The organism is Halosimplex pelagicum (assembly GCF_013415905.1).
GTDB lineage: Archaea > Halobacteriota > Halobacteria > Halobacteriales > Haloarculaceae > Halosimplex > Halosimplex pelagicum.
In genome coordinates, this window is sequence record NZ_CP058909.1 from 4,027,743 (window position 1) to 4,044,199 (window position 16,457).

11 protein-coding genes and 1 pseudogene are annotated in these 16,457 nt (G+C 54.1%); 8 read left to right on the top strand and 4 right to left on the bottom strand.

Features of this window, described 5'->3' with window-relative positions; genetic code table 11:
- The first annotated feature begins 23 nt into the window (after window positions 1-23).
- The 8 genes and pseudogenes from HZS54_RS26510 to HZS54_RS20230 all read left to right on the top strand — a co-directional run bounded on the left by HZS54_RS26510 (window position 24) and on the right by HZS54_RS20230 (window position 12,275).
- The gene (locus tag HZS54_RS26510; protein WP_179918851.1) at window positions 24-425 is read left to right on the top strand and encodes a TATA-box-binding protein; all 402 of its coding nucleotides are present in this window, start codon (window positions 24-26) and stop codon (window positions 423-425) included.
- Window positions 426-963: 538 nt separating this feature from the next.
- Window positions 964-2,727: a homing endonuclease associated repeat-containing protein gene (locus tag HZS54_RS20205; protein ID WP_179918852.1), complete on the top strand. Its 1,764-nt coding sequence runs from the start codon at window positions 964-966 to the stop codon at window positions 2,725-2,727.
- 95 nt (window positions 2,728-2,822) lie between these two features.
- Window positions 2,823-3,143: pseudogene (locus tag HZS54_RS26750) on the top strand (hypothetical protein); the annotation flags it as partial.
- A 96-nt stretch (window positions 3,144-3,239) separates the two neighbouring features.
- Complete coding sequence (locus HZS54_RS20210) at window positions 3,240-4,433, top strand: DNA repair exonuclease (RefSeq protein ID WP_179918853.1); 1,194 nt, start codon at window positions 3,240-3,242, stop codon at window positions 4,431-4,433.
- Complete coding sequence (locus HZS54_RS20215) at window positions 4,430-7,738, top strand: AAA family ATPase (RefSeq protein WP_179918854.1); 3,309 nt, start codon at window positions 4,430-4,432, stop codon at window positions 7,736-7,738. Before HZS54_RS20210 ends, HZS54_RS20215 begins: the two co-directional genes overlap by 4 nt.
- Window positions 7,739-9,019 (top strand): DNA double-strand break repair nuclease NurA, encoded by a 1,281-nt coding sequence (locus tag HZS54_RS20220; protein ID WP_179918855.1) that lies wholly within the window; start codon window positions 7,739-7,741, stop codon window positions 9,017-9,019. It abuts the gene before it with no gap.
- A complete protein-coding gene (locus HZS54_RS20225; RefSeq protein ID WP_246391706.1) occupies window positions 8,976-10,895 on the top strand; it encodes an ATP-binding protein in 1,920 nt (639 codons plus the stop codon). Before HZS54_RS20220 ends, HZS54_RS20225 begins: the two co-directional genes overlap by 44 nt.
- Window positions 10,896-11,240: 345 nt before the next feature.
- The gene (locus HZS54_RS20230) at window positions 11,241-12,275 is read left to right on the top strand and encodes a hypothetical protein (RefSeq protein WP_179918856.1); all 1,035 of its coding nucleotides are present in this window, start codon (window positions 11,241-11,243) and stop codon (window positions 12,273-12,275) included.
- Between the two features lie 122 nt (window positions 12,276-12,397).
- Here the strand turns inward: HZS54_RS20230 and HZS54_RS20235 are convergent, their stop codons facing one another.
- From HZS54_RS20235 to HZS54_RS20250, 4 genes are all read right to left on the bottom strand, one after another.
- Window positions 12,398-13,660 carry an RNA-guided endonuclease InsQ/TnpB family protein gene (locus tag HZS54_RS20235; RefSeq protein ID WP_179918857.1) on the bottom strand — a complete coding sequence of 421 codons (1,263 nt, stop codon included), beginning with the start codon at window positions 13,658-13,660 and terminating at the stop codon, window positions 12,398-12,400.
- A 9-nt stretch (window positions 13,661-13,669) separates the two neighbouring features.
- Window positions 13,670-13,810: a DUF2080 family transposase-associated protein gene (locus tag HZS54_RS20240; RefSeq protein WP_121596018.1), complete on the bottom strand. Its 141-nt coding sequence runs from the start codon at window positions 13,808-13,810 to the stop codon at window positions 13,670-13,672.
- Window positions 13,811-13,987: 177 nt separating this feature from the next.
- Window positions 13,988-14,332 (bottom strand): pentapeptide repeat-containing protein, encoded by a 345-nt coding sequence (locus tag HZS54_RS20245; protein WP_179918858.1) that lies wholly within the window; start codon window positions 14,330-14,332, stop codon window positions 13,988-13,990.
- Between the two features lie 202 nt (window positions 14,333-14,534).
- Window positions 14,535-16,232, bottom strand: coding sequence for an AAA family ATPase (locus HZS54_RS20250; RefSeq protein WP_179918859.1), 1,698 nt, complete (start codon window positions 16,230-16,232; stop codon window positions 14,535-14,537).
- Between the last annotated feature and the right edge of the window lie 225 nt (window positions 16,233-16,457).

Genomic DNA, 16,457 nt, shown 5'->3' on the forward strand with positions numbered 1-16,457 from the left:
GCAAACATCTAATAATTGGTTATATGACTACATCAGGTGTCACACCGGACGCACTTCGAGATCAACTTGATGCCGCCGGGATGGATTTCAATACCGGTGATTCGACAGGGTATGCTGCGTTGAATAACGCGCTCAATTTAAACGCAATTGCGATTGGATTAGGTTTGGAGAACATCGTCTATGACCCGGAACAATTCCCCGGTCTGATTTACCACGTAGACCGTCCACAGGTAACTCTAGTGCTGTTCGGCAATGGTGTAATCACAGCGATCAATGGAGACACAGATCAAGAAGTCCGGGACGCTATCACAACTGCGGTTAAGAGGGGTGCAGAACTCGGTCTTATTGAGGACGATTCGGTACCAGATGTGAATGTTGATGCCGAGACGTTCCCGATCCCGGACGAAATCGAAGTTGGGGAGTAGGTTATCTCAGTCTCGACCATTTACTCATGTATTGGGCGACATTGACAGAGTGATAGATGGCTAGCCTCGGATACAATTTATCGATCAGTCTGTATCCGAAATTTGGCTGTTATAGTGGTGTGTCGTCAACGTCTTCGGTGTCGTCGTAGGCGTCGCGGACGCCGTCGGGTTCTTGCTGGTTGTGGTACCATGCGTCTCGCCATTCTTGCGTGGCATCAAGGCTGCTTGCGTTCTGTTGGGGGTGTCCAGGATTACGACTAATTTGCTTTGTTGAACCCGAAGATAGCGACGGGATCGACCCCCATTAGAACCGAGTATATCCGGATGTTCAAAGGGATTCACCCGCCGCGTGTACGACTTCGGTGGCATCGCTAAAAGACGCAGTCCGCGAATTAGCTACCGCCAATCTAGGGAACCAACGGTGTGTCGTGGACATATACTCCCTCGGCCTGTGTGGCCAATTCGGTATACCAGTTGAGCAGCGGGGAGGATTATCCGAAAAAGATCTTATTATGATTGATCCTGAATTAGTTGCACAATGGATACAGCTCCCCCGAGAGACGATCTCTTAGCTGAATTGAGAAATTTTCATGAGGATATTGGCAGGGTGCCAACCGTTCGTGAGATGCGGAACGAGGGTCCCTACTCGCCGCACTACTACAAGGACAAGTTTGGGAGCTGGCACGATGCGTTGCGGGCCGCTGATATCCAGCCAACACACGGGGTGAGGCCAGATGTTGACCGTGAGGAACTCGTAACGTCGCTTCAGGAGGTCGATGAAAAAATCGAGCGATCGCCACGCCGAACTGACGTGGATGAGCACGGTGAGTTTCCGTACATCCTCTACGACGAAGAGTTCGGTTCCTTCGTCCACGCGTTAGAGGAGGCTGGAATTAGCCCCGACGAGAAACAGTATCGGTTCAGCTCTGTTGAGACGCCGCCGGAACTACGCGGATCTGCGAACATTCAGAAGCTCCGAGAAGGTGGACCAACGCCGGGCTCGGAGCTACCGCAGGGACGAAGTATGAAAGACAGAGAACGTGGGGTGTGGAAGTTCAGAATCTCCTCTGGCGCAATTGAGCAACCAGATCCAATCTATTACCTGAACGGAGAGCACGTGCCCGAACTGGTCATCCGGCGGTTTTTCAAAAGTAATCCACATGTTCTAGAGCATCGCGACCCTCATGGGATTCGCATGGCTATCGGTGAACACAAACCGTCTTGGAAAGAGATTGGCTTCGAGGTAGTTGACGAGTTGGTATCGGAAGGTGCGTTTCCTGAGGCATCATTTGCAAATCTCATCGTGGTGCGGGTCAATGCGAGTGAGATGTCTCAGTACTGTTTCGAGCGGTCGATCGAGACACTGATCGACGGTGGTGAAATCCCGGACGACAATATCGATTCCTCAGACAAGCACCCGATCTGGGGATTCTCAGAAGAGCAGGAGATGATCTGGCGAGACCTTTCCGAACGCGATGGAATCCTGTTCGCGACACAGCAGGGGACCTTCACACACTACATGTCCGTTCGCGAGACCGTACAGGATACTGATTTCATGATCGACCTCTGGGTAGAGTATGAAGATGGGATTCGGGCTGGCGGGATCGAGGAGCCCCAGCCGTACATCGTGATCGGAGAAGAGATCCGCGAGATATCGGTACCAGAAACAGAACTTGCAGCCGACCTTGATGTTGAACTGAGTGAGAGCGCGGTACAGCAACTCAACGAGGAGAGACTGGAGACGTTCACCAACCGGTTTGGCAACTTCACCACCTACCTGCGTGATCGTGAGCGCAGTGATACAGGGTCCAGTACCATCACTCTCGGAGCAGACTCGGACTTACAAGACGTCAGTGAAGCACTGCTGGGGTTCCCGACCGACGAGTTGCCGCTGTTTGCCGAAGAGTCGCGGCTCAATGAAGTCGACACGCAGGTTCGCAAGGCTGCGTTCCGGGAGGGCATCTATGAGATCTATAGCGGCTGTGCCATCTGTGGGAAACTATTCGAGTCGCCCAGTGGGGAACATAATCTTGAGGCTGCTCATATCCTCCCAAGGGCCGACGATGGCCCGGATGTCCTGCAGAACGGGCTGGCACTCTGCTCGCGCCACCACTGGGCCTTCGACAATGGATGGTTCGAGATCGATGAGACGTACGAGATTGAGATACAGGACCATCCAAATCTCGCCGGACACGAAGAGTTCCTGAGGTTCAACGGCGAGTCACTCCATCTGCCAGAACGAGAAGGGCTCCACCCACACCCACAATACATCCAAGAACGGAACCGCAGACAAGACGAGTAAAGAAGGTATCTCGAGACGCATGGCGAGGTCGACAACGACCGACTTTTCCAGTAGGGTGAGTTCCAGAAACTGGCGGCTGACTACAAGGTGCCACTATCCCAACGAGACCACCATTCGGACGTGAGTACATCGAGAACGAGTTCCGGCGAATCCCAGTTGAAATCTCAGCATAGCTCGCGGCCTATCTGATCGGTGGTGGCGCGATATCGCTGCGGAACCTCAGGTGGACGACGACGGATATCGATTTGGCCGTACGGGTCGCCGAAGACGACGCGTACGGCCAACTGTGGGCTGTCCTGATGGATCTTGGGTATGCCGAAGTACAATCGCTGGATCCAGATTTTCGGGCGCTAGGCGCGACCAGTTGCGTCGAGAACGACGATGGCTGTCGCCTCGGTATCTTCAACCAGATGGTTGAATTTCTGAATCTTTCTTTGTAGGTTGATGCGGCTTACATTCACTTTCACTACGGTTACTCCGCTTTTTTATACTCGCACCAACATTACCAGGTAGTGTCACGAACTCGGCTTCTCCATATCAGCGATTCCCATCTTGGGAAGCGACAGTATGGGTCAGATATCCGTCGAGAAGATTTTGCGAACGCGTTTGAACAGGCGATCGATATCGCTATCGAACGAGGTGTGGACGCGGTGATCCACACTGGAGACTTGTTTGACGACCCGGTGCCGTCTCTCCCAACGGTGATGCGCGCTGCGGACGCACTCAAACCGCTAGAGGAGCGAGAGATCCCGTTTTATGGAATTGTCGGGAACCACGAGCGGAAAAACGACGAGCAGTGGTTGGATCTGCTTCGACGGACGAGCGCTGCTGCGCGACTCAGTAAAGAGCCGACGATGGTCGGCGATGTTGCCCTCTATGGTATCGATGCTGTCCGCCCGAGCGTGTGGGATAGTGCCGAATTCGAACTGGAGGAACCGCCTGAGGAGGCTTCGTGGACGATCCTCAGCATGCACGAGTTGCTATCACCACTTGCCACGGGCATGGGGCGTGTCTATCCGGCGTCAGAAGTTCTTGACCGAGTCGGGATCGAACTAGATGGTCTTGCACTCGGTGACCTGCATCAGCCAGAGAGTTCGGTGGTCAACGGGACCGATGTCTGGTATGCAAGCGCGACTGAGCGAGGTGGAAAAGATCAGGAAGAAACGGGGGTGGTTCAACTCATCGATGTCGATGACGATGGGATTCACCGGCGACAGATCGAACTAGAAACTCGGCCGTTCTCGGTGTTCGAAATTCCGTTTGGTGAAGATGACGGAATAAGTCATGTGCGTGCCGTGCTCGAGCGGCATGATCTCGATGGAGCGGTGGCAAAGATTGAGTTGAGTGGTGAGCGTGGTGCGGTCACAGCCAACGAGGTGACGCAAATCGCGCGTGATGCCGGTGCGGCCGTCGTGAGCGTTGACGATAACCGAGGACGCGTCGATCTTGACGTGGAATCGATCGAGGCGATGTCGCTACAGGGACTTGATGGCGCGATCGAAGACCAACTCAAGGACGAGGACCTCTCAGGCGTCGCACTCGATATTGATGCCCGAGTCCGCGAAGATGGTGAACTCGACACGAACGTGAACCGCGTGGCAGACGACTTCGAAGAGCCGATTCGTGAGGCACAGGACGCAGCGTTCGATGACATCGAGGCGGCAGAACCTCCCGAAGAAGCTGAGGCCATGGAGGTTGACGAATGAAAGTCACGGACCTACACCTACAGAACATCCGGAGTTACGACGACGAGACAGTCAAGTTTCCTGAGGGGACGATGCTCGTCCACGGGGAGAACGGGGCAGGGAAGACGACACTGCTCATGGGGATTTTCGGTGGCTTATTCCTCTCGAAAATCCGGAACGTTGGGTCGAATGATTTCAACCTCGACGACATCGTCCGGCGTGGGGCTGAGGAAGGCGAGATAGCGCTCACATTTGAGGTCGAAGATGTGCCGTACACAGTAACGTGGACGATTGACACGCAAGGACCGAACGCTGCCGTACTTGATTCTCCGTCCTTGTCTGAGCCCGTCTCTGGAATTCGGGACGTTCGCTCAAAGGTCATGGACATCGTTGGGATGGATGAGGATAGCTTCTCCAGGTCAGTATATGTCCAGCAGGGGGAGGTCGACCGATTGTTCGACGATGATGCTCGTGCAGAGCTCATTGACGACTTGCTCGGACTTGACCGGATCGATGGGTATGAACTCCGGATGAAAGGGGCGCGACGTGCGGTAAATCGCCTGAAGAACGATAACGAACAGTCTGCAAAGAATCATCAGGAGACGATCGAAGAGCAGTTTGATCACGATACCGAAGGGTACGAGTCTGAACTCGGCGAGAAAGAAACTGAAATCGCGGAGAAAGACGCAGAGATCGATGAAGTTGAATCGTTTTTGGAGGAACTTCGAGAGGCGAAACGCGATGTCGAAGCAAGTATAGAGGAACACGATGAGTTACAGACGGTTCTCGAAGAGAAGAAAGAGAAACGTGAGGGGTTAGTAAATGACCGAGGCGAGGAACAGCGCGCTATCGAAGAGGCCGAGGCTGCGATCAATAATGCTGAGAAGGACATAGAGACACTGGAAGAGCGTATCGAAGAGAAGAGCGCAGTGCTCGCTGATCTTGAGACCCCATCGACGACTGACTCGATTGCGATTGATTTGTCGACAGAGCAGGCTGCCAATGAGACTTTGAATGCAGCACAGGAGGCCGTCGAAGAAGCACAGATTGAGAAGACAGATAGAGAGGGAGATCTTGAACAGGCAAAGTCGGAGCGTGACCGACTGATCGAAGAGCGAGACGAACTGGTTGAGGAAAAAGATGCGTTAAACTCCGATCTCGACCATCTCCGCGACGAGATGGAAGCGGTCAAGACTGATGTTGAGGCCGCGCAAGAAGACCTGACTGATGCCATCAGCGCTCGAGATGCTGCGACTACAGCTTTCTTTCCGGAGGAGTCATGTCCGGACTCAATAACCAAGGAGACACTCGACACTGTCGATGCGCGCGTCGAAGAGTTGAGAACGGAGAAAAACGAGGTTTCGGAGGAGCGAGCGGGGAAGGTAGCGTCGGTAGAAGCTGCGGAAGCCACCCTAAACGAGGTCCAGACGGACATTGCGGACGCGGAAGCAGCTATCGAGCAACGAGAGGACAAACTTGAGGAAGTACGTACCGAACTCGAATCAGTACGTGAGAAGCGAGCGGCGGCAACAGAGCAGTTCGAAGCCGATCTGGATGAACTTGCTACTGAGCTCGATGCGTTCGATCTTGAGGTGACTGGCGAAACGTTGCAGACACTCATCGATGATCGGATCCCCAGTAAAAAAGACGAGTTACAGCGGGCCCTCGACGATGCAAAATCCACCGTAACGAAAAAAGAAGCCCGCAAATCCACGCTTGAAGATGACCGGGAGGAACTCCAGGCACTCGATGGCGTCGCAACGTGCCCGAAATGTGGGCAAGACGTAGACCCCGAACACGTTGAGGGGGAACTCGCTGACATTGAATCAGAGATTCGAGAACTCAAAGCGGCGCTCGACGATGCGACTCAGGAACGTGATAGGCTTCTTGAACGTCGAAAAACTCTCGATAGTCTTCGAGAGGATGCAATCGAACTCAGGGAGTATCGTGCTGATGCCATCGAGGCGAAAGACGATCGGGAGGATGACTTGGTAGATGATGTCGATAATTTGCAGGATGAACTTGAGGAGGCAGAGCAGGAACTAGATGATGCTGAAGATGAACTCGAAAGCGTCGAATCCGAGGTTGCGGAACTGCGCAGCACAATTGAGAACTTCGAATCGACAATCGAGGCACTTGAAACAGAGATCCAAGAGGGGAAGGAGGTCAGTGAGGCATTCGAGCGCGCCGAAAAACGCCGCGAGGAGTATGAAGACCTTGCTGACAAGCTAGCGGATTTAGAGAGCGAAGAAACTGATCTTGAAGACGACATCGAAGCGCAAGTAGCGGAGATCAGTGAATGCGAGGAGTTGATTGACGAGCAGCGTGACCGCGTTGCTGATGCTGAGTCGGCATGCGATGTTGCGGCGGAAGCCGTCGAGATAGCAACGGAACGTCGTGAACTCGTCTCCAGTGTGGTGGATGCATACGACAATATCGATGACTTGGAAACCAGTGTTGAGAGTCACGAACAGGATATTGGCCACGCGCGGGACACGATCGAAAACCTGAACGCACAGATATCTGATGTTGAAGCGCGGATTGAAGAGATCGAGGATGACCTCGGAGCAATTGACGTTGAGGAGCAACGAGAGACGTTAGTGACGATATCTGATAAGATCGATGCCCGTGAGACATCACTTGACGAATTAAATGCTGAACTAGAGTCACTCAAAGAGGAGCGGACGGTTCTGGAGACTGATCTTGAGAGACTTGAGTATTTCCAGGACCAGCTCGCACTTGCGGAGTCCAAGCGTGAGTGGGCTCAGGAGCGTGCTGATGAGTTCGACCGAATGATCGGTGTGTACCGGAGTACCAAGGCAGACCTTCGTGAACAGTACCTTGCGTACATCAACGAGTACACGAACGACATATTCACGGACATATACAAGAATAATAGTTATCAGCAGGTTCGGGTCCTTGAAGAGGGCCCGGACGGCACGCCGTATGCGATTCAGTTGCTGCGCGACGATGGCACCCTTGAACATCCGAGCAACGCCAGTGGTGGCGAGCGGGCGATCGTCAATCTCGCACTTCGTGCAGGGATTTACAAACTGATCGCTGAGATGCGTGAAGGCAATACAGGCCGCCTACCGCCGTTCATTCTGGACGAGCCGACCACGTTCCTTGATCAGGGGCACGTAGGGCGGCTAGAACAGATGCTTGACAGCATCGCCGAGTGGGATGTCCCGCAGGTGATTGTCGTGTCTCATGATGAACGTCTCATTCAGGGTGCTGAACACGAAATTGAGGTATTGATCGATGAGGACACGAATGCCAGTCGGGCCGACGTGTATCGCGGGGGCCGAATCCCAGGTGACGACTGAATGGACGAGCGCGCCTTCGACGTCGTCCGACAACTCGCCGAACACGTTGACGCCGGTATTCCCCGTGGAATAGCGGATCAGGCGACGTATGCCCGGGAACTGTTCGACCTCCTCGTACATGAGGGTGGAACGGTCGAGCCATTGGGAGACCCTGAGTATTTCAAAACGCGGAAGGCGGAACTTGGTACTTGGACGGACGACCCATGGGGTGATCCGACGTACGGTGTTGATGCCAGTACGACCCGGCCGTTAGAGTATAATAACGGTCTTGTTGTCGATACAGCGCACGCAAAACTCGGTGTAGGTGGCGCTAATGCGGATCGGGGGCCTGAACAGCGGGGGACAATCGTCACCGGTGTCTACCTCGAAGACGACGATGTCACGCTCCACCAGGAGAGCATTGAGCGTGGTGATGTTGCGGGAGAGATCATCCGGATTCCGGAGATGCGACAACGGGCGAACGTCACGTCGATACTCACATCGACCGTGCAGCGTCTTGCGGAGGGCAAGCACGCACGCCGGTGTTTGGACGATGTGGATGGCCCATTGTTCCTCGACGGGTCTGTCTACCCGCTCAGCGTCATCTACTGGACGCTACTTGACCGCGCGGGGCAGGGAGCACCCATTGGAGAATGGGACCTGCCGACGACAGTGATTGAAAACTACGTCGCAGTCGTCGACGCGTGTTATGACCGCGATCTGCCAGTTCTGGGCGTCGTGAAGACATCGTCCATGGGTGAACTCACAGAATCGCTCCGTGAGAAAATTGCACAGAATAATCTACGGGGGCCGCACGGTACGCTCCGAGATGTTCCGTGGCTACGCGATCATCAATTCATCGGTGAGGTACTCCGCGATTCGAGCCTTGACCACATCACGTACACCTCGTGGTTTGTTCAAACTGAAGTGGAACTTCGCGGCGAATCGTTCGACCTGCTAGAAGCTGTGGCGGGTGATCTCAGCCACGGAGGCCCGTCTGATTACCGGCGGGCGTTTTGCTACGTCCGGACACCGAAGACGGGGAACGTATTCCGCGTCGAGACGCCTGCGTTGTTCCTCACCGATGATGACCGTCGTGAGCAAGTTCGCCTCAAGGCGCTGAAAGAAATCGCCCGAAAAGGAGACGTTCCGGGTGCCGTCGCTCGAGCTGACCGTATCGCTCGTATCAGCCCGGGCAACCGTGAAACAATCCGTGATTCGCTCCAGACTGTCGAACCGGCGTTTGACTACAACCGCGATGGCCGCTGGAGTCACCTCGAAGATTCCCGAAGCTATGAGTGACAACATCGACGACATCCTTGACAACGACCCGATAGCTGACGACGCGGACGGATCCGTCAGTGACCAGACCGACGAGCAACGAGAGACTGACGACCAGTCAAACGACTCTGAAGTTCCTGAGCGGAGTGTTCCGAGTGGGGCATCTGCTCCTGCAGATGACGAACTAGGCCATATCCTTGCGAGTGAGGAAATCCACGTTAGTCGGCAGGATTATCAGGTGAATGCATTCGTTCGAACAGGTGCTCGGGATGACGTTCGACTTGGCGACTACGTCCAGGTGCCGTACCCAGACGAGGACAGCGAAATGTTCGCGGTCACGGACACGCTGCGATACGAGCCGTACACGGATCTTGACGACAAGTCCGATGCGCACAACCAGATCAGCGCGTACGTAGACCTCAACGAGTCTGAGTACGTCCAAGTCGCAGAACTGGAGCCACTGGCAATCCTCAAGAACGTTGGTTCGGACGATATCGAGAGCGGGATCGTCAACCGTATTCCAAAGCCGAATTCACCGGCTCGACTCGCGCGGGACGAGGCATGCCTCCGAACCGGTCTCAACATCCCTGGAAAGGGAATCTTCACCGGGTGGCTCTCTGTCGGCGGTGAGGCGATGACAGTCGATGGTGAAAATTTCCCGTATTACTTGAGCAATCCAGGAATCGATCGGGAAACTGGCGACACCGAAGACGGCGAGCCCGCCGTGTTTCGGCATGCGCTCGTCGCGGGGTCAACCGGTAAAGGAAAGACGCATTTCACGAAGAACGTCCTTCGACAGTTCGTTTCCGAGAAGCGCTATCCGATTCGTCATCACGACACGGGAGAAGAACAACAACGCCGTCTTAATCTCGTGATCATTGACCCGGAAAACGAGTACTGGGAGATGCGAGACGATAACGAAGCGATCGTGAATGACGACTCGATCCAGCGAGAACTCCGCCAGCACGGCATCAAACGCGGCGGGGTTGACGACCTTGAGGTCTTTATTCCACAGGTCGCTGGCACGAACGCACCGTCAACGATGGAGAGTCGAGAATTGTCGATTCCGTTTGAGATTGTCCGAGGGCGACCAGAGATGTTGATGCCCTACACGCCCACAGAAGTCACGCGCGGTGCAATTGAGGACTGTATCAGCGCGTACTTCTCCTGCTTTGACGGCCAGGACAACTATCCCGAACGAGGGGTAGAGCGACCGAAGTACATGGACTTCCTTGCCTTCCTTAACGAGCATGACGAGGACAACAGCCGACTACGCACTGACAACGATATTGGCGGCGGAACGTGGAGCGCAGTGAATCGACGTGTCGACCGTGACACATTCCGGAATGTCTTCGATCAGGGGACCGAGTTCCTCCCGGATATCTCCGACGAGGTGTTCCGCGGAGGGCAAGTATCAGTAATTCCCACGAGCCATCTCAACGGTGGGAAAGAAAGACTCGCTGTACTCTCAATCCTCTCATACATCATTGAGAACAAAATCGATGACTATCAAGTCGACTCAGCTGTTCGGAATACCCCGATGCTTGTCGCGGTCGACGAAGCACATAATTACTTTGCGAGCGCTGACAGTCTCCGCGAAGAGTATATCCTTCGTCGAGCGCGTGTCGCAGTCAAACAGGGACGGAAGTACAAGCTTGGACTCTGTCTCATTACACAGAATCCGGACGACGTTGACGACGATGTGATCAAACAGATCAACACGAACGTATTCCTTGGACTGAAAGCCGAAGTTGTCGATTCAGTTTCATCGATACCATCGGAGTTCAAGAAAGACCTCCCGAACTTCGGCAAGGGACAAGCTGTAGTCAAAGCGCCTGATGTGGAGGCTGTTGAGGTCGTTGGCCTTCCGTATTGCCTAACGAAACACGGAAATTGATCGGGAGGTGCAGAATTGCAGTTAGGTACTACGGGTTACCAGATGAGAAATCAGGGGGAATCCCTCGGTCACGAATGCGTCGCCAGTGATGGAAAGTCAAGAACGCCTGACCTTATCCTGCTCGTTGGTTCAAATTTATTTGACCGGTTCAAATGGCGTCACATCCTTTGTGAAGATCTCCAGTCTCCAAGATGTGTTCTACCCACAAGTGAACTGCATTATTACTACGTGATGCGGCCCCGAGAAAAATTCACTATCTGAATTTCTTCCCCCGATCTAGTTGTCTGATTCGGCGTAACAACTTTGCAATTGATTAAGTGTCCAGGCCCACGTCGACTAAATGTAATGCAGTCAAATGATACAGGCGGCGATATTGAAGCGGATGAATTGTACCGAGCTGAGCACCGTTTGGAAGTACTACCGAACTTCGTGAGTTCTCGACCTGATAAAGCCCGGACAGAATCTGAGGGGCGGGCCCTCACTCCACGTGATGAGGATGGCGGCGTCTCTATTATTCGGGATGGTGATGAGTATCTGGCTGTTGGTAGTGGCGGAGATGAGGATGAGAAGAACGTGTGGATGGAGCGTGTGCCTGCGGTTCGCCAAGCGGTCGTACAAGGTGAACAACTCTGGCGTATTCCAAACAATTGGGTGGAATTCCTTCGTGTCCACAGTGAGGATGCGCCTGACCGACTCCTATACCAGATTCCGGACCCGGAAGTTTACGTGGTTGTCCGTGCCCCACGAGGAGACGGTAACAGTGAACCACGATACCTGATAGAGGAAGTTGGACCGATTGAGGTGGAAATCACCGAAAGGCCGGATCGTGAAGCCCTCGACAACCTTCTGGCAGAGTTGGAAGCGCAGAGTGATCCGCCCGAAATAGTCGTATCCACGTTGGAGATTCTTGCAGATCACGTGAGCGACTTCGAACGGAAATACCGGAAGGACATGGGGAAACGAGGACAAGAAGCAGTCTGGAAGCTCTTTAAATCGGAACAAAAAGGAGTCGTTGAGTCGTGGTCGATCAATCCATGGGATACGGAGCAGGATATCACGCACTTCATCCCGGAAACCCGTTATGCATCGAACGATGTCCTCAAGAAAGTCGCAAGCCGGCTAATTGAGGCTGGTGTCGTTTCCCCGTCGCCTTCAATTGAGGTTACCGTCAAGAACGGGAAGCGGCTGCCAGCTGGGTACTTCCTGCAGGCGTTGACCGAAGCAGGGTGTTCCCCGACTGAGGCACTCGACTGGACAATGGTGAAGACGCGCGGGCACACAGAGGCTACGTGGAGTGAGGTCCGTGGTGAAGCTGAACAACAGATTGCAGAGAACATTCACGCAGCGGAGATAACTCTCTCGCTGAAACGCACAAATTAGCGTCCAGTCAGCTATCCACCGTTGAAGGGGTTAGACTACGCGCTGTTACCGCGATTCTGACACATCCGGGACACCTGAATTTTGATAGCGGACGTTGACTGCTCTCTCAGACAAATAGTGAACTACCCCTGCCTACTCGCCGCCTTCGGCGGCTCCTTGAGGCAGGGGCTTCCTGCTTCCAAGACGCACTTTGCAGACACCGAATTGGTGTCCGTAGGGAGCGCAGTCTTCACAGGCGTTCCTTCGGAGTGACCCACTCCTAGTTCTGAAAGACCGCGAGAAAGAATGTTCCACGCCGCGTTCGCGTCCCGGTCCGCCTCAAACCCGCACGACGGACAAGAGTGCTCTCGAACCCACAGCGGCTTGTCGGTTTCAACGCCACACCGAGCGCACTCTTTGGTCGTCCCTCTCGGGTTGACCGCCACGAAGTGCGTGCCTTCACGTTCGCACTTGTATTCGAGCAACGAGAGGAACGTCCGCCACGCGGCAGACGCCGTGTTGCGGCTGTCCGATGGCGACTCCATCATCCCCTTGACGTTCAGGTCTTCGACCGCCACGAGGTCATACTTCCGAGCGTAGTAGTTCGAGAGTCTGTGTAAGAAGTCATGCCGCTTGCGCTTGATTTGTAGGTGGTACTCAGCCACACGCTGACGCTGGCTCTTCCAGTTGTTCGACCCGTGCTCTTTGCGTGAGAGTTTCCGTTGTTCTCGTTCGAGCCTGTCACGTTCGACGGAGAGGTCGAGTGATTCGACTGCCGTTCCGTCTGTATCGTGGGCGTACGTGAGAATACCCACATCGATCCCGACCATCTTGCCAGCGTCAATATTCTCTAGGGACGGTTTGGCTGGCGGTTCGGTGTCCGTTTCGATACCGAAGATGGCGAACCACTCGCCGGTTTTCTCTTTTTTGAGCGTGACTTCTTTGACGGTGGCGTCGTCGGGGATCGGTCGGTGGAGTTCGATGGGAATGTCCGCGAGTTTCGAGAGTGACAACACGGTCTGACCACCCTTCTTGTCGAGTTCGAAGCCAGACTGGTTGTAGGTGAAACTGCGGAACTCCCGAGGTGACTTCCACCGAAGTTCACCGACGTTGTAGCCCCGCTCTTTGAGCTTCCCGAGTGCTCTGATGTTCTTGGCGAGCCGCATGACGGTGGGTTGCAGCACTTTCGAGTAGACGTCGATGAGTGCGTCCCACCAGTCTTTGAGGTCGGGAAGTTCATCTCGAATCTTGCGGACACGTTGTTTGACGGTGCCTTCGGATTCGGGAATCTGGTTGAAGCGGTACAGGGCGTGATTGTAGAGCTGTCTACAGGTATTGCGGTGGTAGTCCAGCGTCTCGCGCTGGTTTTCTGTGGGTTTGAGGCGGTACCTGTAGTTGTAGTTCATCGGATGGGACTACTCGTCAGGTTCGGACGTCCGGACGATTTTCACGTCTGCGCCACGCCACCGTTTCGGGACGAGGACGTGTGCGCCGTTCCCGGTGGCTTTCACCTCGCCGTCGATGACTTCGTGACCCTCGATTTCGTGCCTGTCCATCACCAGTGTTGAGACATTGTTTCAACATAAGTGTATCGGTGCATGGGCCTGTGAACCGGCAATAGGACAGTGTATGGAAGATGATGACGGCGCTGTATCCCCTCTCTACTGCGCTCCTTGTCCGCTGACACGGACTGCGGTGCTCCTTGAGGGAGGGGGCTTAGCGCCTGTGTTCAGCTAATCAATGTGTAAGAGGATAGCGTCGGAGACGTTGGCACCGGCGAGGTCAGCATCAGATACATCAGCCGCAGGGCAGCGGGCGTTCGTGAGGTCAGCATCGGAGAGATCGGCCTCGCGGAGGACAGAACTGTTGAGAGTGGCGTCTGAGAGGTCTGCCCCTGCGAGATTTGCCTCACGAAGACTGGCACGAGTGAGGATAGCCCCTGAGAGGTCTGCCCCGGCGAGGTTAGCCTCTGCGAGGAGTGCTCTAGAGAGATCGGCACCGGCAAGGTCTGCACCTGGGCGGATGTCCTCGGGGATCACATCATCATCGTTTGGAATTTTGTAGTCGGAATCACTCATATGAGCACAAAGAGTATTGACCAGATGAATATTTTGTGGATGTAAAATATGCAACCCAAAACCGACCCGGCACGTCACTTTATCTAAGTCTTATAAAAACTTGCCAAGTGTTGGGTAGCGTGGTAGTCTTGCTCCCGGGCTCAACGACTCGAAACTGAGCACCGGTGAGGAGTGATTTTAGTCAAGATAGTGGTGTATCTACTTAGCAAATCAAGAGGAACAGCCAGAATGGAAGATGACAAATCATTGTATCGTTTCTCTGAATAACGAGTGATTCGCTCTCGACGACACTCTTTGGCAAGCTGTCGGTAATGATGAACCGGTACGGAGCCTGGTAGTCTAACTCCTGTAGTTCCTCACTGTCAGATTTGGTGTGCTGGCCGGATTCTGGAGTGAATTCTTCGGCGATTGTTTCGGCGTTGCCAGTGTGTGGATGGTAGGAGAGAATGAAAGGTAGGACGTGTCCGTTGCAATGAAGGATGTAGTCAACGAGGCCGGACTCAGTTTCGGTGTATTCGACATCGGTTGTTCCGACGTTGTAGGCGAGGCGTTTGGCGTGGTCGAAGGCGACGGTGCGGGCGAGTTTGTATTCGAATTCGTAGTTGAGCGTGTCCTGTTGTTCGTAATCCTCGAAGCCATGGTGTTCCTGCCGTTGGGAAAGAAGAACGAGGTGGCGTGGGTTACGGAGATATAAGCGGGTGCGGCGGTAGCGGCGCAGGGAGTAATCGTGAGATTCGGTGACCGCGATACCTTCATCGAGGACGTCAAGGTAACTATCAACGGTTCGCCTGTCGACGCCGATCTGCTCGCTGAGATCAGTATACTGGAGTTCCTCACCCGCGTTAGTGGCAGCGATGGAACTGAGCCGATGGAGGTTTTCGGGTTGTTGGATGGATCGGTACTTGGCGAGTTCCTTGTAGAGAAAGAGGAGGAAGTGGGACTTTGAGAGGTCGTTCCGAATCGAAGGGTCGTTTTTAATCGAAGGGTCGTTCCTCTGGTAGAGGGTACCGCCTGTTCGGAGGTAGGCGCGCGCGGCGTCGTGAAGGTTGTCTCGGTCGTCCGCATCGAAGATGTCGAAGCAGAGTTCGGAGAGTGTCTCAACGGCTGTGTCGAGACTAGTCTCTGAATTCGTTCCGGAAAGTCCGGTGCGAATTGTTTTGATCGGTGATGGGCCGTCTAAGTCGGGTGATTGGAATTGTTCGAGTTGAGTTCTGAATTCCTCATTGAAATCGACGCCCAGACCTTCACCGGTTTGGACGGTATCGATGAATTTCATCGGGAGGATGGGCCATGGGCCTTCGAACTCATCGATGGTGTCGGCAGTTTCGACGGTGGAGAGGTTGACCTGTGCGCGGACGTTGCCGGTCAGGAATACGTACGTGTTCTCGTCGACGAGGTCGAGTAGCTCTGCTTTACGGTCCTCATCAAGGTCCAGTGCTTGGATGTCGTCTAAAAGGATAAACCGTTTTTCTTGACGGGGTGCGACGTGTGTCTGGAAGTAGTCGATGACCTGGTTGAGGCGTTTGATGTCGTCGCCTGTGAGTTCGAGCTGGTATAGGGAGTCCTCTAAGGGGATGTAGAGGATTTGCCGCGGATCGATTGAGGATGTGAGTCCGTGTTTCTGCTCTTGTTTCGGGAAGTCAGTCGTGTTGAGGAGTGCTGCGATGAATTGGTGTAGAAGGGTGGTTTTTCCGATTCCGGTCTGTCCGTGAATTGCGTAGACGAGATTCTCGACATCGTCAGTGTAGTGGTCGTTTGTCGTTTTGAGGACACGGTGGAAATCAGATCGAGGGGTGAGGGCTGTAGCTTGCGATAGTTCTGGGGAAGTTCCGTCACTCCACCACTGGTTGTGGTGTTCGGCGTCATCGATGAACTCTTCTGCGGCCCCTGTCCCGAGCATAGGGACGGTTATTCTGGGCTAGTACAAATATTCCGGCATCCTAATGTCCCTATTTCGAATCAGTTAGGGCATCTCTGTTTACCGCGGGTCGTGAAGAGTATCTCCGGTCTCACTGTTGTTCAATGCTCGCTCCGCAATGTCTGTCCAATCGTCACGGGATGGTTTTCTGAACTGAATACGCCCTAAAATCTAATTATCGTGTTTCTAACTACGCTAGTGGAAACC